15 protein-coding genes are annotated in these 21,600 nt (G+C 50.7%); 7 read left to right on the top strand and 8 right to left on the bottom strand.

Features of this window, described 5'->3' with window-relative positions; translation table 11 throughout:
• Window positions 1-134: 134 nt before the first annotated feature.
• The 3 genes from MLC59_RS07685 to MLC59_RS07675 are packed head-to-tail and all read right to left on the bottom strand — an operon-like array spanning window position 135 to window position 4,469.
• Window positions 135-728, bottom strand: a complete 594-nt coding sequence (locus tag MLC59_RS07685) for a serine O-acetyltransferase (RefSeq protein WP_248233009.1) — start codon at window positions 726-728, stop codon at window positions 135-137.
• Window positions 729-777: 49 nt separating this feature from the next.
• Window positions 778-2,304, bottom strand: a complete 1,527-nt coding sequence (locus tag MLC59_RS07680) for an amino acid adenylation domain-containing protein (protein WP_248233007.1) — start codon at window positions 2,302-2,304, stop codon at window positions 778-780.
• The gene (locus MLC59_RS07675) at window positions 2,301-4,469 is read right to left on the bottom strand and encodes a hypothetical protein (protein ID WP_248233004.1); all 2,169 of its coding nucleotides are present in this window, start codon (window positions 4,467-4,469) and stop codon (window positions 2,301-2,303) included. The genes MLC59_RS07680 and MLC59_RS07675 overlap by 4 nt, the downstream gene beginning before the upstream one ends.
• A gap of 387 nt (window positions 4,470-4,856) precedes the next feature.
• Here MLC59_RS07675 and MLC59_RS07670 point away from each other — a divergent pair, with 387 nt between their 5' ends.
• On the top strand, window positions 4,857-5,951 hold the full coding sequence (locus MLC59_RS07670) for a glycosyltransferase family 4 protein (protein WP_248233003.1): 1,095 nt from the start codon (window positions 4,857-4,859) through the stop codon (window positions 5,949-5,951).
• Here the strand turns inward: MLC59_RS07670 and MLC59_RS07665 are convergent.
• Window positions 5,932-7,071, bottom strand: coding sequence for an acyltransferase family protein (locus MLC59_RS07665; protein ID WP_248233001.1), 1,140 nt, complete (start codon window positions 7,069-7,071; stop codon window positions 5,932-5,934). The two genes, MLC59_RS07670 and MLC59_RS07665, sit on opposite strands and share 20 nt — an antisense overlap.
• Before the next feature lie 338 nt (window positions 7,072-7,409).
• Here MLC59_RS07665 and MLC59_RS07660 point away from each other — a divergent pair, with 338 nt between their 5' ends.
• The 4 genes from MLC59_RS07660 (at window position 7,410) to MLC59_RS07645 (ending at window position 13,686) form a co-directional block, all read left to right on the top strand.
• Window positions 7,410-9,395, top strand: a complete 1,986-nt coding sequence (locus MLC59_RS07660) for a PA14 domain-containing protein (protein ID WP_248232996.1) — start codon at window positions 7,410-7,412, stop codon at window positions 9,393-9,395.
• A gap of 131 nt (window positions 9,396-9,526) precedes the next feature.
• Complete coding sequence (locus MLC59_RS07655) at window positions 9,527-12,139, top strand: RIFT barrel domain-containing protein (protein WP_248232993.1); 2,613 nt, start codon at window positions 9,527-9,529, stop codon at window positions 12,137-12,139.
• Window positions 12,136-12,726: an acyltransferase gene (locus tag MLC59_RS07650; RefSeq protein WP_248232991.1), complete on the top strand. Its 591-nt coding sequence runs from the start codon at window positions 12,136-12,138 to the stop codon at window positions 12,724-12,726. Before MLC59_RS07655 ends, MLC59_RS07650 begins: the two co-directional genes overlap by 4 nt.
• An 18-nt stretch (window positions 12,727-12,744) precedes the next feature.
• Window positions 12,745-13,686, top strand: a complete 942-nt coding sequence (locus MLC59_RS07645) for a glycosyltransferase family 2 protein (protein ID WP_248232990.1) — start codon at window positions 12,745-12,747, stop codon at window positions 13,684-13,686.
• Window positions 13,687-13,695: 9 nt separating this feature from the next.
• Here MLC59_RS07645 and MLC59_RS07640 read toward each other — a convergent pair whose 3' ends face one another.
• Complete coding sequence (locus MLC59_RS07640) at window positions 13,696-15,603, bottom strand: hypothetical protein (RefSeq protein WP_248232986.1); 1,908 nt, start codon at window positions 15,601-15,603, stop codon at window positions 13,696-13,698.
• A 621-nt stretch (window positions 15,604-16,224) separates the two neighbouring features.
• Window positions 16,225-16,839 carry a hypothetical protein gene (locus MLC59_RS07635; RefSeq protein WP_248232984.1) on the bottom strand — a complete coding sequence of 205 codons (615 nt, stop codon included), beginning with the start codon at window positions 16,837-16,839 and terminating at the stop codon, window positions 16,225-16,227.
• 557 nt (window positions 16,840-17,396) lie between these two features.
• Here MLC59_RS07635 and MLC59_RS07630 point away from each other — a divergent pair.
• Both MLC59_RS07630 and MLC59_RS07625 read left to right on the top strand, forming a co-directional pair.
• Window positions 17,397-18,314 carry a sulfotransferase family protein gene (locus MLC59_RS07630; protein ID WP_248232982.1) on the top strand — a complete coding sequence of 306 codons (918 nt, stop codon included), beginning with the start codon at window positions 17,397-17,399 and terminating at the stop codon, window positions 18,312-18,314.
• Window positions 18,307-19,176 carry a sulfotransferase family protein gene (locus MLC59_RS07625; RefSeq protein ID WP_248232980.1) on the top strand — a complete coding sequence of 290 codons (870 nt, stop codon included), beginning with the start codon at window positions 18,307-18,309 and terminating at the stop codon, window positions 19,174-19,176. The genes MLC59_RS07630 and MLC59_RS07625 overlap by 8 nt, the downstream gene beginning before the upstream one ends.
• 175 nt (window positions 19,177-19,351) lie before the next feature.
• Here MLC59_RS07625 and MLC59_RS07620 read toward each other — a convergent pair whose 3' ends face one another.
• On the bottom strand, window positions 19,352-20,536 hold the full coding sequence (locus MLC59_RS07620; RefSeq protein ID WP_248232977.1) for a glycosyltransferase family 4 protein: 1,185 nt from the start codon (window positions 20,534-20,536) through the stop codon (window positions 19,352-19,354).
• Window positions 20,533-21,567: a sulfotransferase gene (locus MLC59_RS07615; protein ID WP_248232975.1), complete on the bottom strand. Its 1,035-nt coding sequence runs from the start codon at window positions 21,565-21,567 to the stop codon at window positions 20,533-20,535. The genes MLC59_RS07620 and MLC59_RS07615 overlap by 4 nt, the downstream gene beginning before the upstream one ends.
• Window positions 21,568-21,600: the final 33 nt, after the last annotated feature.

Raw genomic sequence — 21,600 nt, 5'->3', positions numbered from 1 at the left:
ACCTTCGGACTGGCGCCTTGGCCAGAGGCCCCAGCGTCACGCAGTAGGTCAGCGAATTAACCAAACGGGACACTAGCTTCTTTCCTTACTCACTGATTATGTATGGATCACGTTCAACCGTGGACAATTGCTGCTCAATCTGCTTCCTTTGAGGCTGTTTTTCCTGTCGAAGGGGGTCTACCAAATACTCTAGGTGGAGCGCAACTGACAATAGAACCACTAGGGACGTTCCTTGTTACTACAGCATAGGGCCCAATAACAACATCGTCACCCACTGTGATGCCTCCAAGGATAGCCGCCCCGAGGCCGATGCGTACCCTATCACCAATCACGGGCGCATTAGCACGTTCCTTCAGGCCCTGGCCATCAACTCGTCCGATAGTGACCCCCTGCCGGATGGAGCAGTCATCGCCAATAACCAGCTTGGGATCAAGAACGATACCGCTCTGGTGAGAGATACGAAGCCTCCGCCCGATACGAGCAGTGCTGTAGAGCTCAATCCCATAGAAGTTTCGACAGAAGACGTGCATGCTCTTGTATAACCAGCCCGCCAGAGTTTTCAGAAACCTGCCTTCAAGACCGCCTTGCCATACGCCAAAACGGTACATCACCATCGCCTGACAACCGGGCCTGAGAAAACTGAAATGGTTCACTTTCCAGTCTTCCCAAATGCAGGCCTTGAGCTCCTGGAAAGATCGGATTGTGGCATCATCCCGATATTTGGCCATTACTTCCTCCCTGACAAGATTCATGCAAGACAAGAATATGCGCCAGACCTCAACTCATCAGTGACCTGACCAGTGCCGGACGATCAACCTTGCCGTTAAGGTTCAGCGGCAGACGCTCTACAAACACCATCTCCTGGGGCACCATATACATCGGCACCCGGGCCTTCAATTCATCACGAAGCCGCTCCAGATCGACCTCGGGGCGCTCAATGAAAAGAGCCAGATACGTTCGCCCTTTGTCTGAAGCCGCAACGACGGCAATGCTCGTGCGATCAAGTAATTGCCTGACATGGTGTTCAATTTCACCCAGCTCCACCCTGAATCCATCCACTTTCACTTGTGCGTCAAGCCTTCCGTGATAGATGAAGTTCTCTCTTTCATCAATGGAACAGATATCCCCGGTGCGATAGGCCATGTCACGCTCTCCACGGTAATCGATCGTAATGAAGGCGGCTTCAGTCTTGGCGGGGTCTTTCCAGTAGCCAGTGGATAGCTGTTCGCCCATCAGCAACAGCTCCCCCCTGGCGCCCACTTTTTGGGAGAGAGTTCCGGATTCCTCCAAGATCACTGCCCGGGAACGGGGGAAAGGCGCTCCGATAGGAACAACCCCATTTACCGCTTCCGCAGGGCTGGTGTCCGGCTGCCAGAGATAACGCAAACAAAACACCGTAGCTTCGGTTGGTCCATAGAGATTCTCTACCCTTCCATTCGGTGCCGCGACGGTCCATTTCCGCGCAAGACTATCCGGTAAGGCCTCTCCGCAAAAGAGCGATAGCCGTAGCGAAGGGAGACGTACCCGGCTCTCCAGAAAAGGCTCGAGGAATACCAGTATCGACGGCACCATCGGCGCCACGGTCAACTCATGCTCCTGAAGCATCTTCAGCACTGTAGCGGCACCAAACCTAGACTGGGGTAGTACATAGCAGCAGGCACCCGCGCAAAGCGGCACGAATGTGGACATAACGGAGAAATCGAACGTCAGTTCGAACATTTGCAAACACCGGTCTTCAGGGCCTATGTCGTAAAGACCGGAATCCAGCATGATCGAGAGGAAGCAACTCAGGTTGTCATGACGAATCGGCACGCCCTTGGGTTTACCGGTGCTCCCCGAAGTAAAAAGCAGATAGGCCAACTCCGGCGCTGACTGCCAGCTTGGCCGTAAACCGGATTTCGCAGGATGACTGGCGGCCTGCACCAGTTTGCAACTGGATCCCTCGGAAAGTCGTTCCGCCAGTTCATCGGCCTCTTCGAAAACCAACGCACTCACTTCTGCATCGTCTATAATTTCCAAATTCCGTGTCAGTGGGTTTTTCCCATTAATCGGAACGTACGCCGCACCTGCGGCCATAATGCCGAGAATCGCAGCATAGGTTTCGACACCGTCTCCAGTCATCACACCAACTTGTTCCCCAATACCCACGTCCTGTTCACACAGGCGCAAACGAGTTGCCTCTGCAATCGCACTCAGTTCACGGTAGGTGTAGGTCTGATTCCGGGCCCATAGCGCCGGCCTGTCCGGGAAACGGTCTACAATATCAACAAATCTTTCAATTACAGAAGGATCCGTCTGTGTCATCTATTATTCTCCAGTAAGAGCCTTATTCGATTAGGGCACTTAAGCCAAATCGCCCTGGCGAATCGGTTGGCTCGCGCCATGAGCAGAATGGCCCACCTGACGCCGGCGGAACTTACCTGCTCTGAACCTGCCCGCCATGCGAATGGCCCGAGAAAGCTCGCTGACGAGTCCTGCAACCTGATTCGGACCAGGTCACGAAGACTTAACTGAGGAGCCGGCACCTGTTGCGCCGCACGGTTAATAGAACCGCTTTCCAGGGGATATTTGCCCCATGAAAACGACTCTGCCCGAGTCGGTGAATCCCAGAGCAGGCGATAGGTCTCGAGAACCGCTTGCCGGCTGTCGACCTCACCTCGCAGGAAGGAAGGTTGTCTGAGGATCGCCCCCACGAAACAGCCCAACACAAGCCTGACCTGACCGGTATACCGACGTCGACTTTTCCAACCGGGCTGTTCTTCGAACTCAGGTTCGATCTGGCCCGCCACACCCCGGCGGTAACCAACGACGCTCCCATGAACAGCGGCGCAGAAGATTTCCAGCATGGAAGTCAAGCCGGGAATCGAATAGCCTCGTCGGTAGGCGTACTGGTCACAGTAATACCCATGGATCTCCGGAAAGCCATCATAGTTCAACCGCCGCTGCCAGATACGAACCATCAGGAAACACTGAAGCGGCCGGGAGTCCGATTGCCCCCTGAGCCCCTGCAAAACCCTGAACTGACTTCCTACACCGGTTGTATCAACCAGTCCGATTTCCCCCTCACCCAGAAAGCCTTGCTGGGCAAGATATTCATCCACCAACTGACGCCTGATTTTGGCTTGCTCCTCAATCAGCGCCCTCACCCTTCCCTGACAAAAAAGATCAAGAAGCTTCTCGAAAGAGGGTCGGGACAAAAGTCCGGACCAGGAGTCACCATCGAAGCCTGCGGCGACAAGCTCTTCTGACATATCCTCGGGCGTCAGATTCAGCCGGGAAAGCAGGGTTCGAACCGTCTCGTTCTCGAACCCGGTCAAAGCCCACTCAAGCTCCCCGCGCTCAACACTTCTGAGCAGAGCCAGGTTCAGCGCCCGACGGCTGACGTGCAGGTAACAGAGCTCCAGTTCAAGACCCAGCCCTTCCACCAGTTCCTGGGCCACAGCGAAGAGCACCTCGCCTTCACGAGCGAGAAAAAACAGGCGCGTCAAACCAAGGTCGACCGCTTTGCGAAGCACCCACAAGGTGTAATCCACGACAAGCGGGGCGGCGACTCCGGAGCAGACAGGGAGCAGCGCCTGATCCACCTCTTGCCCAGAAGCAAGCGACTCCAGGCGAGCTACCCGGGACGCCCCCGCATACACACTGGATGTGCCCCGGGATTCCCAATGGGCGTGGTTCAACCTTTTTTCGTACCGAGTCAGATTCGCTGTGGGGAAGTGAATTGCGCCCATACCGACTTTTCTGGCGGACATGACATCCACCATCCAGTCCTTACCAACATGCACCGCATGACGAGCACTCACCCCGAGATCTTCAAGCGCATAGCGTAGCAAATCGCCGTTGGTTCCCTTACGGCATCCACAGTCGCCGGAAACGAACAGACGCTCGTCACCCTTGAGCAGTCCGTAGTGCGTCAACTGCTCCGCTATAACTTCCGTCGGAATGTACATGTCAGAGACAAACGCAACACGCCCGACCTCCCGACGAACCCAGTCGAGAAACTCGCCCATTCCCGGTATCAGTAGCAAAGCTTCGCGCTCAACAGCCAATTCACATGACATCAGTTCAGAAACCCGATCCCCTAACCAGCTGTAGCATCGGGCCAGTTCCTCATAAATCTGCAAAAGCGTTACGTCTTTGCCAGGATCGGTTAGTTCCCTAATACGTTGCTCCGCCAGCGTACGTGCTCGGGCAAAAGCCTCTGGAGTCATCATGTCAGAAATCTGCGTCTGCCGTGTCGAGCGACGGCCCACTTCAAGGAAAACGGCTTCAGGGTGGTCAAGCACGCTGGTGAGAAGTGTATCGAAGACATCAAAGGTCACGAGTTCCGTGTTTGGATACTGCGTCAACTTTTCTTTGATAGAAAGGATATGTGGTGGCAGTGTAGATATCTGGTCAGGAGTAGCGGGGGCCCTCTCGTTGTCCGACCGGTCAATGCCTAACTGATGAATCTTCCCTTTGAATTCCATGAGCCCTTACCACTCCCTGAACAACGATCTTCGGGCCGACGCTGACGACTGTCCGTTTTGCGATTGCCGTGCCTGCCGCAATAAGCCACAAGCCTCTGGCTTTCCGAACTCGGCTACCTTAAATATTGATTATAATTCAACCTCAACAACTATTCTCAGACTAACACCAAAAAAAGTCTATTTTCAGGCTATGGAACTGACTTGACGAACTAGGCGTAAAATATCCTGACGTTCAGGGGGAGAAATATTCGAAGCTAAAGCAACATGACATTCACCGACAGGGGGCACTAATATGATGAATACCACGGGGATCGGAGCATGCACAGCGCGCAGATCGAAGCCGACTCCCGAGCCGGACGTTCCCAAGGAAAGTAACGGAAATCTAGAGTGAAAAAACTGACAGAATTCCTGAAAAAGCCACACCTACCTTGGGTGATCCATAAGCGCCTCAAACGACTGAAGAACGCCTACTTCTTTTATCGAAACCAGGTGGCCAACCTGAAACGCAAGCATGGCACAGAAATCTCCATTGTCTTTATCTGTGGGTATCATGGCGACACCGGAGGTACGATTGCTATAGCCAGTATCGCGAATCTGCTGTCCCGATATTACAGTGTGAGTTTTTGTTCATATCTGGCCAGCAACTATAACCGAAAGTTATCGTCCAGGGTTAAAATCACCCGAGGACATTTGCCTGAATCCGACATCTACATCTGTGATGCTTCCTGTGATCACAGAACGCTTCAGGCAATGCGCGCATCAGGTCGGAATATCATCGTTTCCTGTCACGGTTTGCCAGACGAGCTCCACGGCATGGAGCCTGCTTACCTTCGACAGACCCTGAACCTGGCCACCCGAGTCCATTTCGTCAACGAGATCCAGCAGCGTGCCTTCCAGCTTGACGAAAACAAGGTCGCCATTATTCCCAACACATCAGCCGCCATCCCGAAAACACGCACGACAAATAATATTGGCACCGTTGGTAATCTTGATGAACCGAGAAAAGGGGCCGCTGAAACGATCTCTGCCGGACTGCTTTCCTATGCGGACGAAATTCATCTGTGGAGTACCAGCTCCGACCACTGGTCCCTAGATTCCCCAGATAGAGTGAAACCCCATCACTGGGAAAACGACAAACAGAAAATTTACAATTCATTCGACGTTCTGGTCTTTATGAGTACCCAGGAAACCTTCGGACTAGTAGTCATTGAAGCCATGAGTGCTGGCGTCCCTTGTGTTCTCAGGCGACTGCCAGCGTTTGAAGCTTATGCTGACTGTCCGGGCGTGGTACTTATCGACTCGCAAACCCCAGAGGAGCTTGCAGAAATCATAAACGGACTGCTTCAGCACAAAGACGACTATCGGAAGACCATGCGAGAATTTTTCGATGCCCATTACTCCGGTGAGGCCATACTCCGCGAATGGCAATCGCTAATCCAGAGCTTATTGACGGCTCAGGAAGTCAGCGATAGCGGCCATTGACTGCGAAGCGGAGAATTGCCGACCGCCGAACCAGCCAATAGTGAAACGCTATGGAAAGCGACGAGGCCACCAAGACAATCAGCAAAAACTTGAGTAGCAACGGCACGTTCGTGAACGACAACAGCAACGCAACACCAAAGACAAGCGGGTGATGTACCAGATACACGGTGTATGAGGCATCCACAACCGAAGCCGTTCGGGCCGATGGAACATGCACGTACCTGACAAATACCGCCACCAGGAAAGTAATGATCTGAAAGGCTACCGCGTAGTAAAGCAAAGTTACAACGAAATCAGAGAAGTAGAATTGCACCCTGCCAACCGACCCCGCCACATACAAATAGAACAGTCCACCCCAGGAAACCACCAGGGCGCCCAGCCTTGCAGGAGAAAGAACGGCCCAGTCCTGCAGCCGGCAAAACAACCTTGCAAAGAGAAATCCGGCAAGAAAAAAAGGCAGGTACTGGAAGTATGACAGCGTCCAGAGGAAAGGCAGATGGCTAAACAGCTCATTGCCTCCGCGCCACCACAGTGATTGAACAGCGTACCCGAAGCCGGAAAGAGCAAGCAACAACAAAGGCCAGCACCAAGCGGCGGCAACTGTTCGACTGACCCTTTCATTAACCCGAAGCCTGCGTGTTAACAAGTGTACGAAGTGAGCCGTCATGAAGAAATAGATCAACGTGACCAGAAACCAGAGATGTGATGCCCAGCAGCCCGCATAGATGTCGTACATAGTCTGGCAGGGCGACTCCGTAATCCGTGCCTGGCCGAAGGCAGGAGCCAGCCAATCGGATATAAGCAGCTGCGGAATGTTGAGCAGTATCGCCGCCACAATCAGCGGAATGCCAATCCTCACAAGGCGACTTCCCAGAAAAGCAAGGGGAGCCTTTCGGATAACCACCATGGCGAACAGCAGCCCGCTCAGAAAAAAGAAAGCAGGCATCCGAAATACATTTATCCAGAAAACCAGATAATCAAACAATTGATGGGTGGCCGAGTCCTTGATTAGCCATTTTTGTTCTACCGTATATACAAACCCGGCATGTATAACAACACCGAGGAGCATTAACAGCCCTCGCAAAAGATCCAGTTGCTGAAGCCTATCCTGGCTCATCATTATCCCCTGGTTCTCAGGTGGGTGGCGCCGGTCTGGGCCGTCCTGCAGTGCCAGCGATTATGCCGGCAAATCCTATCCGGCTATCCGGGATTAGCCCAGAAGGCAGGATGATATGACACCTGCGCTCTGGAGAGAAACAAGCGATAGCCCATTATGCCCCGCATACAGCGACGCTATGACCCACGGATAGCTGAATCATGAAAAAGACGATATTTCTTTTTGGGGCCAAGCGATGGCCTGACATATCAAATCGATACAAGGCCCCAGTGGCGCTAACCGGCATCCCCTACGATACTGAATCGTGCTGTCTTTAACATACCTCAAGGGATGATGTCACCATGTCTTTCAGTAAATTAACTGGCCTTGTATTGATTGCAGGTTTTATTTCGGGGTGTCAAAGTTGGCACAGAGCAGACCTGGATGCTCTACCGCCCACAGCAGCTTTGCCAGCCACTAGTGAGGCCGGGATAGTTGAGGTGTGGTATTGGGACAACCTTCCGGGCAACGAGGTCGGGGACCTCACCAGCCATGCCAGTTATCCGGACAAGCCAGACAGCGTGGTTGAAATCAACAGCCTCGAGAGTGAGAGCAACAGAGGGCAAGATTACGGCTCGCTCGTCAGGGGGTATGTCACCCCCCCCACCGATGGCCGCTACCGCTTCTTCGTCACAGGCGATGACGAGACCCAGTTCTGGTTAAGCGACTCTTCTTCCTCTTCGGATATAACGCTGATCGCATCGGTTCCGGGCTGGACCAATCCAGGGGAGTACAGCAAGTACACCTCACAAACGTCTTCCGAAATTACCCTGTCGGGTGATTCACGCTATTATTTCGAAATTCGCCACAAGGAAGGACGAGGCGGCGACCACTTCACAGTAGCCTGGGAAGGCCCCGGGTTCGGACGTACCGTTGTCGATAGTAATTCTATCGCCTCGTTCGCCCAGTCGACATCCACCGATAGTGGGAACATGGAAGAAGCGCACACACTCGGTTATCGCGTTGGCTTCTTTGACGCACAGGAAAACCTCGAGTTCAACCCTTCGTATCCGATGTTGGATGAGGACCGGGACGAACTCTACGACAACTGGGAAGTCGCGCACGGGCTTGACCCAACCAATCCTGACGATGCGACCTCGGATGCCGACGATGACCTCTTGACCGCACTGGACGAATTTTGGCGGGGAACCGATCCTGACAATGCGGATACTGACGGCGACGGCATACCTGATGGTGCAGAATTCGCTTATGGTATCGATCCGCTCAATCCCGCAGACGCACAGGAAGACCTGGACGGCGACGGCTTTTCCAATATTGAAGAGTATGCAGCAGGCACCGATATCGATGACCCCGAGGCTTTTCCGGCCCAGGAAGAGACAGCTCAGCAATTAATAAACGGATTTGTCGGCCAGTATTTCTTCGGGCAGGAGCTCGACGACCTGGTGACTTTGCGCAACGATGTCTCGATCGATTTCGAGTGGGGCAATGGCGGGCCAACCAACGGACTAACAGGTAACAATTTCAGTATCCGCTGGGTAGGCAAATTCTACCCACCGCATGGTTCAGGCACACGGGAATACCAGTTCACAACGCGCACAGACGATGGGGTCAGGCTGTACGTCAACAATGAGCTCGTTATCGATCAATGGCAGGGTCAGGCGGCCACCAGTTTCAGCGCTACCGCCAACCTCGAAGCCGGCACCACTGTACCTCTAAGTATGGAATACTTTGAAGGAAGGGGAGACGCAACTGCCCAATTAACCATTACCGACCTGTCGAACGGGACAGTCGTGTCTTCACAGGACACAGTGAGATCACCGGATCCAGCCGCACAAGACAGCACCGCGGATACCCAGGGAGACGGCATCCCCGACACCTGGGCAGTCAACTATGGTCTTGACCCCTGGAGAGACAACGCCGACACAAGCCTGAACGACCAAGGTATCAGCAATCTTGAAGCCTACCAGAGTGGTCTTGACCCCAGAACACTTGAGGACGTGTCTGAACCAGTGGGTACTGCCCCTACCCCCCCACAAACGGAAGATCCCCCCGAGGATCCAGCCACCGGTACGGCCAGCATCTCCTGGACCGCACCACTGACCCGGGTTGACGGCAGTTCACTCTCACTCAGTGAAATACAGAGCTACGAAGTCCGCTACGGCCAAAGCGAGAATAGCCTTGACCAGACGCGGACGGTGGATGCTGGAGAAACCTCAGTCGACATTTCAGGGCTGGAGACTGGAACCTGGTATTTTTCGGTCCGGGTTATCGACAACAGTGGAATACGAAGCGTGTTTTCCGACACGGTCGAATACGTAGTTCAATGACACCAGTGCACAGCAGCCCTCGGGCTGTTGTGCGCAGTTTCTTCAATTACCGGAACCAACAAAACTTCACGTGACCCGCCAGAACCTTTATCCTTTTGCTCTGAGGGATAAACGCAGTAGGTTGGGAAAATATGGAAGCCGTCACCATCCACCTCGCAGGGCAGCGAGGCATCACCAGGATACGAGAGCCACTCACGGTCGGGGTGCCACTGCAGAAAGGCGCTGTTCGTAAACCGGATGAGCTCGCTCTCCTGTCGCCAACCGGGGACTGCCTTCCAGCCGACTTCAGCCCGGCGCTCTATTGGCCAGACGGGAGCATACGCTGGCTTCGTGTTGCCACCTTGATCGACCTGACACCAGAGAGTTCAGACAAACTGTTACTCGTCACCCGTACTGGCGCTGAATTGTTACCAGCGTCTAGCCTGACATTGTCGCAAGACAGCAGTCATTGGACGATTGATACCGGAAAGCTGCAACTCCGATTTGATGACGACCAACTGGCCTGGACCGCATCACCAACAAACGCCTCGTCCGCCAGAGTTCTGACCTCCCACACTCCTGCTATTACCGACAAAGCCGGCCATCCCTGCCATGCCGTTATGACCCACTCCTGGTCCGTGGCCGATACCGGGATAGCTTCCATAACCCTGGAAGCACGAGGTCAGTGGGTGACTACCGATAGTCAGACGTTTGCCCATTTCCACTGTCGGGTAACATGTTTCAATGAAAGCGAGACCATTGAAATAGCAATGGTACTGCACAATACACGCCGCGCTCAGCATCGTGGAGGCTTGTGGGACCTTGGCGACCCCGGGTCGATTCATATTCGCAGCCAGAGCCTCACGATCACACCGTCTGAATCCGGAACCCCTTGGTTACAGCCAGAGGCAGGGACCGAAAGACAGCAGGCCTCCTCAGGAAGTGAGGCAATTGTCCTTTACCAGGACTCCAGTGGCGGCGAACAGTGGAACAGCCCGAACCACCTCGACGCACAGATGGATATTGTCACCCGGTTTCGCGGCTATCAGGTTACGGAGGACGGTCAGCTGATCACTGACGGCCACCGAGCCAGGCCCATCGCAGGCATCACTGGCCCCTCTCCTGTTCAGGTGGGTATCCGGCAGTTCTGGGAGAACTTCCCCGGGTCGGTCAAGGTGACCCCTGGTGCACTGTCCATCAACCTGCTTCCCCCGGAGTCGTCTGGCTTGCACGAACTTCAGGGGGGAGAGCGGAAAACCCGAACCCTTTGGCTGAACTACAGCGACGATCACCAGGCACTTCAATGGACACGGGCGCCACTGATTCCAACTCTGGATGCCCGCCAGTTTGAACAGGCGAAGGCCTTTCCCTGGTTCACTGCAGACCTCACAATCGGACCACTGGAATCACTGATCCAGGCGGGCGTTGAGGGACCCGGGAATTTTTTTGAAAAGCGGGAAACCATTGATGAGTATGGTTGGCGAAATTTCGGCGACCTTTTCGCTGATCATGAAACCTTATACCAGCCAGAGTGCGAGCCTCCCCTCGTTTCCCACTACAACAACCAGTACGACGCAATCTATGGATTTGCAAGACAGTTTGCTGCCAATGGTGACGTGCGCTGGTTCAACCTCATGGACGACCTCGCCAGACACGTGGTGGACATCGACATCTACCATACCGATGAGGATCGCAGCGAGTACAATCATGGACTGTTCTGGCACACGGATCATTATCTGAATGCGCACACCTGCACGCATAGGACATTCAGCCAGCACAACAGGACCAGTTCGACGCCCGGCCAAACGGGAGGGGGCCCGGGAGCTGAACATTGCTACACAACAGGGCTACTTTACCACTACCTGCTCACCGGCAATGTCGACTCACGCAGAGCGGTCCTCGGACTCTCGAACTGGATGAGGAACCTTCACGAAGGGAACGGCGGTTTGTTGGAGCAGCTGCTGGCAATCAAGAAACGTGACCTCCCGAAACTGAAAACGCTGATTCGTGGTGGACGACCCACCGCACATCAATACCCGTTCACCAGAGGTACAGGTAACTATATCAATGCACTACTGGATGCGTGGCAACTGGAACCATCCAGGGACTGGCTGTTCCAGCTTGAAACAGTAATACGAAATACCATGAATCCTGGTGATGATATCCAGAAACGGGATTTGTTAGATGTTGAAACCGGATGGTCTTACCTGATCCTGCTTGCGAGTCTGGCACGCTACCTCAAGCTAAAGGAGCTTTTGAGCGTAAGAGATGAGCACTACCAATATGCCAGGGAATGTTTTCAGCATTACACCCACTGGATTGCAGAAAATGAACGCCCCTTTCTGGCAGTCCCTGAACAGCTTGAATTTGCAAACGATACATGGGTCGCACAAGATATCCGTAAATCCATGCTTCTGTTTCAGGCGGCAGAATATACGGATGATCACGGGCTTCAAAGGTATTACGTGGAAAAAGCATCGGAATGGCTTCAAGAAACGTGTGAATTACTTTCAAAGAGCCCCCAGCGCCACTATACCCGTATCTTGGTCATCCTCATGCAGAACTACGGCCCTCATCAGTGCACCACCCAACTTCCTTCGGATGCCTCTACGGGACTCACGAAAACAGACTTTTATGATCAAAAATTAACGCTGTCCCTGCAAGATGTCGTACGTCAGATCACACAACGGCTAATGATTGGAGTGAAATCGTTTCGTCTAGCACGGGAGAAAGCCTGGCTAAAAGCGAGGCTGGGGCAAAGATGAGCTATCGTGCAGTTCTTAAAACAATAGTAAAAACGTTCTTCCTGATTATTGTCTATCCGATATTCATAACCTATAAACTACTTGGTTTATTAAATCGATCTGACAATGGTTTTGCTGCTTTTTCGCAGTTTTTCAGTCTGATCCCGGGCAAACCCGGGATCTATTCCCGCGCCGCCTTTTTTCGGCTTTGCTGCACCAATACTTCTGATCATATTTCAGTAGGCTTTCTGACATTACTATCCCATGCTAACACCACTATCCATGAAGGTGTTTATATAGGCCCCCAGTGCAACATAGGCATGTGCTCCATCTTGAAAGATACACTCATCGGAAGTGGCGTTCATATTTTAAGCGGTAACAAGCAACATTATTTCGATAACAGCAACCTGCCAATACAGAGTCAGGGAGGTCAATTTATCAAAATCAGCATCGGGGATGATTGCTGGATAGGAAATGGCAGCATCATAATGGCCGACGTGGGGCGAAAGTGTATTGTTGCCGCCGGCTCGGTAGTTACAAAAGCGCTCCCCGATTCATGCATCGCAGCCGGTAATCCCGCACGGATCATAAAGTATCGAGCAAATTAACTTCAGAGACAACCAAAAATGGAAAATCTTGACAATATATCTTTTATAATACCCACACTAAATGAAGAGAAAAATCTACCTCGCTTACTAAACTCCATACAGAAAACCATGGGTGAATTTATCTATGAAGTATTAGTGGTCGATAACGGATCTAACGATAAAACACAAAATATAGCACTAACTCACAATACAAAATTATTAGTAGATCAAGAAGCAACAATTGGGGGACTCCGAAATATTGGCGCGAGATCTGCAAGCTATGACATACTCGTTTTCCTTGATGCAGACATTTCACTAGAACCCAACTGGATTTACAAGCTCCAAGAAGACATAAAATCTTGGCCAAAGGATGACCTAATTATAACTGGCAACAGCTACTTGGTTCCCGAAAGTTCATCATTGGTCGAAAAACACTGGTTCTCCAAACTTGTTAACACAAATGACAATTATATAAATTCCGGCCACCTGATCACCACAACAACGATGTTCAAGAAAGTAAACGGATTTAACGAAGACTTGCGAACCGGAGAAGATTATGATTTCTGCCGAAGAGCTAAAAATAAAAATGGTGTTGTAAGAAAATGTAAAAACCTAAAAGGCTTCCATCATGGTTTTCCTAAAACCATAGCTCAGTTCATCTTAAGAGAGGCATGGCATGGCAAAGAAGATTTTCAATCAATATCAAAGCTAATTCACTCGAAAACAGCATTAGCCTCATTGGCGAACTTTACACTCCTGGCTTCTGCCTTTTTTTTAGTTGTAGCAGCTGATAATAGGTTTTTCGCCATAGTACCTCTAACACTAATGGCTATACTCTCCCTTGCAACTGCACAAATTAAGTTTGGAAAAAACACTACAGCGAAGGAATTAATACCAACTGCGCTTTTTACTCAATTCTATTTTTTTGGCCGCGTGCTATCGCCCTTCCTAAAGATGAAAAGGCCGAAAGCACGCAGCTAGGTGGCAACATCACTCTACAAGAATGCTCGTTGGAGGGTTGGGGGCTGCAACTGCATTATCTAAGGACTCCGTGACTGGACCAATATCGGTACCAGAACCAGTACGAACGCGACCATATATATCTCGATCCACGAACTGATCAGAAGTCCTTAGATATTGAGTCATCATGGATGATGGCGCGTTTACGTTTTGAGCAGACACGCCATTACCAAAAACCGGAGATTGAGACGCCACCTCTACTTTAGAACCCGAAATTGTTAGTAATGGATCAGCTTTGACAGCCGAATTGTCCCAACCAGGAACGCTGTAATCGCTTCCACCAGTCGCCAAGTACCATATATTATTACTACCTTGAACATTGTCTAGCTTGTTCTCAGCTCTGAAGCCAGAATCAACAAACGGAAAACTGTAGTCGCTGTAGCAGATATTATTCATCCAAACAACGTCAATATTATCACCATCCGCATTGAAGGATAAGCAACCCAATCCGCCACGGCTTTGCTCGGGCGTTGCCCAGTTATAAACAAGGTTGTTTCGGATTATATAATCACCATAGAGCCCGTTACCACCATCTCTCAACGCAATTCCTCCGCTTTCTGCTGCGGTAAGGTCCGAGGAATCCACTCCGTCCCAACCTGCAGGAAGACCAACATCTATAAGAACATTGTCTTCGATGAAAACATCCATGGACCATCCACATGTAGAGCCAATGCTGATACCCGCACCGCCTTGCTCAACGATCACATTATGATGAATTCTCAACGGACCGGAAATATCACCACACCCTGTCCCTTCGTCATAGTTATGTATCCCAAACTTCGCGTGATTTCCGTGCAAGTAATTATAGGCCCACTCCCATGGTTCAACTATAGGATTATCGTTGGCCCTGATGGATAAATAGGTTGTATGGTGAAGCTTATTCGACCCCTCACACCCATAATCATATATTTCATTACCATATATCTTGTTATTGCCAATCCAATCCTTGTTGCCCAAGATAGCTCCCTGGGCTTGTGATGCACAGCCGCCTGGAATGTCTCCTATACGATTACCAACGACTCTGCCATTCCTCGATGTTTGAATACCGTATGTGGCTCGGGGGACATTTGATATTACGCCACCAGCGGGCTGACCGTTAGAGTCAACTGACAGATAATTCGATGCGTAAACATCGTATTTGGACACCACCCAACCTTCGGTCCGGTAACTCTCGATAGCCCTCTGAGCGATAGCTTTAGGTTGGTAGCCAGGGTAAGCAGTCACTGCGAACTGAGCGTCTTGCGTGCTGCTCGCATCGCCATTATTCCAGTAGATCGCCCGCGCAGATGGCGAATTAAAGCTGCCCGTGTCCACTCCATGTACGTAGATTGTACTCCCCGCCGGAACTGCGTTTACCGCAAATGCTGCGGTTGCAAATGGCTCCTGCCAGGACCCATTGGCCCCGTCCTTGCCGCCTGCTTTCACGTGATAAATTCCACCCTGGCGGACGGTGAAAGGCAGCCGGTTACTCTCCTGCCCATCAACTTCCACGAAAAGCTCCCCGTCCCCATCCGCACTTGCCGGAATGGACAAGGCAATTTCCTGCATACCGTGGGATTCATACAGATTCGCCGGCCCGGACGGCAGCTGACCATCAGCAGCTTTCCAATAATACACATGAGCAACGTCAAGAATATCTCCGGACGAACTGCGGAAATATACGTTGCTGTCGCCCTGCGAATTCCCCAGGCCCTGCCCCCAGAGTGTGACGATGACGCCGCTTCCCTGACCGTCGTCAAGCCCCGAACTGGGTCCGTTCCTCAGATCTGAAAAGGCCAGAAACGGGGCACTCGCGGACGCGTGAAACGGAAACAACGTCAAAGACAAAAAAAGGAGCCCGGATATTGCGACCTTTTTTATCAACATTAACAAGTACATAATCTATGTCCTCAAACACCAAGATGTACGGGATAGTGCTCTACCGTTATCTTAGCCCAGCATTGGTTATTTATCGAGTTACCAGTGCGATCTCACAAAAACAAAAAGTTCAATAATTCTAACAACTTGGCTTATTTCAGATTAAAGATCCGCAATAGACCAAATTCTTCTCAAAATCTGAACGGCACTCTCATGCTTCTACGAAAGAGCCCTCCGGAAAAAGTAGGGAGGTCTGCTCGATGCCTACTTTGACGAAACCATCGGATCCCGTTGCCGGCAGGCAGGCCAGTTGATTAGGTAGCACTTCAATCAGTTGTATGCGCGGGGTGCGATACTCGCCGCAAGACCGGGATACTCGGCATTTTTCGGGATGGGAAACGCTACCGTTATCATATTGGCAGTACGATGCTACCGGCGACCCGCATCCTGGCCAAGGAAGAAGCAACCGAGCCGTACCAGATATATTACTATCGACCGCCGCTGCCAGCCCTGTGAGGCGACTATGGCCCACGTACTGCGTTTAAGACGATGCCGCAGGACTACGCCGGCCGCAGGCACCTTCCCAGTGTTTGTAAAGCCATTCTTGCGCGGCGCTCGGCGACGACAGGCTGACCTTCAGCGTCAGGCCTGCACGCTCAACTTTGCCCTCTTGAGCCTCATCGAGATCAGCAAGAGACCTAGACCTAGTGTCACAAAAACCGAAGGTTCGTTCACTTGTGCTACGGGCTCAACAAGGAAGCTGATGTCAGCCCCCTCCCAACCAAAGTTGCCGTGGCCATTAATACCTGGCTTGTCATAATCCTTGAGTTCAAGATCGAAGTGTCCGGAATCACTGGAATAGTCGAAGAACGTAGCTTCCAAACCGTCACTGGAAAAATTATTGTGATAAGAAACAATCAGTGTACCGTTCCCATCAAGGTAGGTTTGCCCCCAATCGAACGGGTCCGCCGGCACAGAGAATGTGTAATTTCGGCTGTTCCCATAGAACGTATACTCTGTAAAGCTTGATAAGGTACCGTCTCCTTCACCGATGTCATAGAGTTCAAAGTCTGCATCGAACCTGGAGCCCGCTTGAATATCTACGCCCTTAAAATAATCCAACCAGTCAGCAGCTATTTTTATATCTGTTACATACCCTGAAAAATTGCGATCTTCCAGCTGGACGTAGCTTGCCTGAAGGACTGAAGAAAAAGAATAAAATGCGAGGGTGATGACTGTATTTTTTAATAATTTCATAGCGATAATCCATTCGAGTCATTAACGGAAACACCTAGGAGGTTTTTGCAAATAAAGTGCCAAAACCCTAAATCGCTGATTGTCGAATGAATTTTATATACCATCATCTATAGCCGTAAAAGAAATCGACGACCAGACGTGCTGTCTGATGCGGCATAAAAACCAGACCCTGGCCAGATGTCAAGGTGAGAGTGCATCCTGACCTCCTGCTCAGACCACTTTCAATGACGGCGTCGTGGACTCGCTCCAGCCAATGACGAGTCTGACATGCCCCGCCCCGCCTGAGTCAGGAAGATTGGGTCGGTGCATTCAAGCAGAAGGTGCATCGATACAGAAAAGCACGTGCCTTGATGAGTGTTATCAGCCCACCCTGCAACACTATGACCCCTTTTCCCAAATGGCCGGGGATAGTTGGAAGAGAGTTCATGACAAGGCTGCATCTTGCTCTGACAGCGAATATTTAGTAGCATTTCGAGAGCAAAAATTAAACCGCATGTCACAGGCGCAAAAAGGCAAAGAGCAACTCAACACCCTTAAACATCTTATCAGGGATGACAATGAAAAATTTTTCACAGGTTTTTATTTTCGGTGCTCCCCGCTCTGGCACAACATTTTTGGCGAGCCTGCTGGACAAGACAAAATACAAAGCCCCATTCGAAACCCATTTCATTACCAAGTACTATAAAAAACTCGAAGACTACGGGGACCTGCAAGAAAAAAGAAATTTCAAGAACCTGATTAACGATATTTTTGGCGAGAGAGCGGTTCGTCAATGGAAGATTGATCCAGACATTGATAAGCTGTACTATGCTACAGCCCCAGACTTCGAATATTCGAAAATTATAAACGAAATAATTTCATTGAAGATTGATGGAGGCACTTTTTGGGGAGACAAAACCCCGAATTATCTTGAAGATCCTGGCACAATCATCGAACTCTTCCCTGAAGCAAAGTTCTTGTTTATTGTTCGAGATGGACGCGATGTGGCACTTTCTTTATTGAGGAAGTCTTGGGGACCAAACAACTTTTTGACCTGTGGAGAGTACTGGTCGAGATTGAACGACAACTTTCTTAACGTCAAAGATAAAATTCCACCTGGAAGTCTTTTTGAATTAAAATATGAAGAAGTTCTGACTGACCCAGAACGTCATATAAAAGCAGTTTACGATTTTCTGGAAGAAGACATCAGTGAAGATAATATAATGGATCTGGCAAACACCACAAAATCCAACAACTCTGGCAAATGGGCCTCGCAAGCTACTACCAGTCAATTAAGACGTTTTGAATCAGCCGCTGCGACAACATTAAAGGTTTTTGGCTACTCAACCGCTTCGCGTCAAAACATAATTACTTCACCTGAAAAAATGCTACTTAGAGCCCACGAGGCTTACTGTCGATTCGTTTTTTTATTTAAAACAAATGTAATTGATGGAATCAAAATTCATTTTTTTGATAAAGAGCCTTTCAATGAGTAGCACACAAAACAAACCAAATTTCCTTATCATTGGCGCAGCGCGCTCAGGATCAACCAGTCTATTCCTCTATCTGGAGCAACATCCCGAGATTTATTTTTCGGAAGTAAAAGAATTAAATTTCTTCTCAAACCCCTCCTTCTGGAAAAAAGGTTTTTCATGGTATGAGACTTGGTTTAGGCCCAGATCAAAAAGAATAACATGCATTGGCGAGGCATCAACTAGCTATACGAGATCCCCTTTTCTTGAGCACGCACCAGGGAGAATCTTTGATTATAACTCTGACATGAAGCTAATCTATGTTGTTCGAAACCCGTTAGATCGGTTAGTTTCACATTATCTTCACAACATTAATGCCGGCATAGAAGATCGGGATATTGAAAAGCTACTTGAAAACTTACCCCTCGAGCCCATCGCATGGCAGGGAAAATACCACTACCAGCTCTCAAGGTATCTTGAGTTTTTCAATAGAAATCAATTATACGTTACAAGCTTTGAAAAACTTTCCAATGAACCTGAACAGGTTACAAAAGAAATATTTGACTTCCTTGGAGTTAATTCAGACGTATCACTTGAAAAAATCGGTAGAGTATTTAATTCGAGCAACAAAACGACAAAAAAGTCTCAACTAGGCCTCAGGATCCTCGACCTCTACAGAAGAACCATTCAGTACCAGGCGTTACCATATCGCGTCAAAAAACTAGTTCAGAATATCGCTGAAATTGGATCCACGCCGATCACCAAACCGACTCTATCTCTTAATGAGAAAGAGGCACTATACGACTTTTATAAGGAAGATTCGCAACTTTTACAAACCGAATTTGGGATACGTACTGAGGATTGGTTCCCCCCACTTCAAGGATGACATTACGTTGCACACTTCAGCATACTGTAAGTCGACATCAGGTCACCTAAATTTGCGTCTATTCAAAGACTTTCATCAGCTAAACTTGTCTACACTCAATTGATACAGGGTGTGCAACGTCAAGCAAAAATAAACTCTGCATTTTTTGATTTCGATTTCTTTTGAGGTTATGGCTTCATCCTGATGGACTTTGTCCGCTATCAGGATAGAAGAACCTGTAGGCTTTGGTGGCCAGATTAGTCCAGCAGAACTGCTCTACAACATGACTTCTGGCCGACTCGCCCATCGCTTGCAGTCTTTGCTCATTGCCCAGCATCTTCGATACTGCATCAGCCAGGGCATCTTCGCGGGTGCAATCCACGATCTTCCCAGTCTCTCCCTCCCGCATCGTTTCTCGTGTTCCGCCAGAGTTGCCTGCCAGGACAGCCTTCCCACACGCCTGAGCTTCCAACAGAACCATGCCGAAACCTTCATCGTCATTACCAACGCGACGGTTTGGCAAGGCAAACAGGGAACAGTGGCGATAGGCATTCACCATTTGCAGGTCATCCACTTCCCCCATAAACAGTACATGGTCCGACACATCCAGCTCACGGGCCAGTTGATGCAGAGACTCCCATTCCTTGCCCCCACCAATAATGGCGTAGAGTATGTCCGGCCATTTTTCCCTCAGCGCGGGCAATGCACGGATCATCATGTCCTGCCCTTTACGCTTCTGCAGCCGACCTACCGTCAGAATGACGGGGCGATCCCCCCAACTTTCAGGCCTCGGGGCATTATGGTCGGGCGCGAACCGATCCACATCCACGCCTGGGGTCATGACCAGGATCTTGTCTTTGGGTAGTTGCCATTTTTGCTCAAGAATGCGCCTGCTGTTTTCACTGTTACAGATGATCTGCTCGGCGTGTCTCATTACCTGCCGGGTCAGCCAGGTAAGTTCGCGGCTCGCCAGCACCGTTTCCACATCTTCACCATGCACATAACAGCTGAAAGGAATCCGGTTGGTGAAGTTGAGCAGCAGCGCTGGCACCCCCTCAGGAAGAACCCTTCCGCAATGCACCCGAGTTACCGCCTCTTTCCTCACAACCTGTCTCAGGCGACGCCACTGTCCAAGATAAAATGTGAAGCCCTTCCAGGACCGGACCCCCCACTCCGGACTACTCAGGTTTTCCCGGTAGACAGGGTGTCGGATGCCCGCGTCATAATGCTGCGCCTGTTCGTGATCCCCCACCAGGAAAGCTGCACTTCCCTCCGGAAAGCGGCCATAAATTTCTGAAAACCAGCGTCCGCTGCCGCCATGGACTGGAGGGAATATCTCGCTGAACAACAAAATCCTGGGCGAAGCCGTCGTCTTGATCACTTCAGAAAGTCCTCCAGTACCGCTTCACACTCTGCCTCGATATTCGCGAACCATTCTTCACTGGCGTATTCCGGCCAGCGACTGACCGCCGGCTTTACGAAGGACAGATCCAGAGGATAGTCGGGGGCAGACCATCCGATTGCGGATAGAAGGTTATCGGTACAGATTGCCGGATTTTCCGTGAGTGACTCCATACTGATGCTGATGTCCGAATAGTGTTGCCCAAAGTTGTAGGACAATTTCCAGAGGAAATAGAAATTGTAGTATTGGTGTCTGTCCCGGTAATCTTCCAGAAACGGAAACTGGCGACATAGATCCCGGACCCACATACCCTGATAGAAACGCCGGGGAAACGATTGTTCTGAATCAGCTGTCAAAGGGTAGGCGGAAATGTCCCCGAGAATCGAGCACCACTGATCCCGTGGATTCCGGTAAATATGGATAATCGGGGAGTCGGGGTAATTTGCTCTCAGCCAGGCGAGACGGAAATCCACGCGGTTGAACTGTAGGACAGGTCTTCCTCGAGCATTGGAGGCCAGCGCATCAATGTAAGACTTCATGTTGTAGTCGAAATCGCGTTCGTCCATGTACAGCCGGTGTCGTATCCAGTCTTCCCGGTAGTATTTCACCAGGTGATCCAGCCCCTCGTATTCTGACCAGTACTCCGTAACCCCCTGATGAGTTGTATCGGTATGTTTCCCTCTACTATCGCGGAGGAACCAGCGACGCTCGTTCAAGGGCTCATAATAGGCAGTACAGTCGTCCAGACTTCTGAAAATATTCCAGAGCAAGGTGGAACCACTCCGGAACCTCCCGGTAACAAAGGCCGGAGGCCGGGTCCGTAAGGCCACCGGGGCCGAGCCACTTCCTGTCTCATAGGGCGTAACGACATTAGTGACCCGGCGCCGAACATCACCGTGGTCATCAGCGTGTCGGTTGAGATAATGCCTGGCTTCTTCTGTTTTCAACAACCGTACAAACAGCTCAATGAGTCGTCGACGGAAATGGCCACGGAATCTGCGTACTATCATGCGGAAACTTCCCACGAATACCGGGTCTGTAGC

This window comes from Marinobacter bryozoorum (assembly GCF_023156245.1).
In the GTDB taxonomy this organism is placed as follows: Bacteria; Pseudomonadota; Gammaproteobacteria; order Pseudomonadales; family Oleiphilaceae; genus Marinobacter; species Marinobacter bryozoorum.
Note: the sequence above shows the minus strand (reverse complement) of the source record. Positions and strands in the feature narration are given on the sequence as shown.